We start from the raw sequence: 729 nt of genomic DNA on the forward strand, positions 1-729 counted from the left end.
GTCATCAATCGACGTGCGGTATCGCTTTGAGAGGCAATTGCCTCAATCTCGCGGTTGACCTCGGCAATCCGCAGCTCCAGCTGCCGCAGCTCGTCAAATGTAGATGCAAGAATGCGACGCATCGCCGAGGTTAGATCATTCGACTGATCGGCCAAAACCCTCGGCAGATCAGCCTTGAACTTGCCGGCGCCCTGGTGAATAGCGATCCCATATTCCAGGCAAAAAGCGCGCATCTGATTGATGAGGCACGTCCGTTGCGACATCATCCGATCGCGAACACGATGCAGCGCTTGCAGGTCAATGTGCTCAGGCGACCTTAGCTCGACGAAGCGCATCGTTGGTCTCGTCACGGCTTCGGCGATCGCCGCGGCATCGATGATGTCATTTTTGTTGGACTTCACATATGGCTTCACGAATTGAGCTGGGATAATGCGAACGGTGTGCCCCATGGCGGCGATCTTGCGGGCCAACCATTGTGAGCCGGAGCAGGCCTCCATCCCCACCAAAGCCGGTCCTGCACGTTCGAAGAACTGCAAGAGCGTATCGCGCCGAAAGGTCGCCTTCTGGATCGGCATTCCGGCGGCGTCGAGCCCAACGACGTGGAAAAGGTTCTTGCCAATGTCGATCCCAAACACCGTTGCCGGCCTGGGCTTGTTCCGTGTCCTCATTGCTTCCTCCTTTCAAAAGCCAACTCAGTCTGACTGAGAGGACGGGGCGGGTCATCCCATT

1 protein-coding gene is annotated in these 729 nt (G+C 57.1%); it reads right to left on the reverse strand.

Translation table 11 applies throughout. The features are described 5' to 3' along the window. Nucleotides 1-668, reverse strand: a 668-nt coding sequence (locus IVB13_RS18845) for an IS110 family transposase (protein WP_247489974.1), incomplete at its 3' end; no start/stop codon positions are given. Between the last annotated feature and the right edge of the window lie 61 nt (nucleotides 669-729).

It is taken from the genome of Bradyrhizobium sp. 17, assembly GCF_023073515.1.
GTDB lineage: Bacteria > Pseudomonadota > Alphaproteobacteria > Rhizobiales > Xanthobacteraceae > Bradyrhizobium > Bradyrhizobium canariense_D.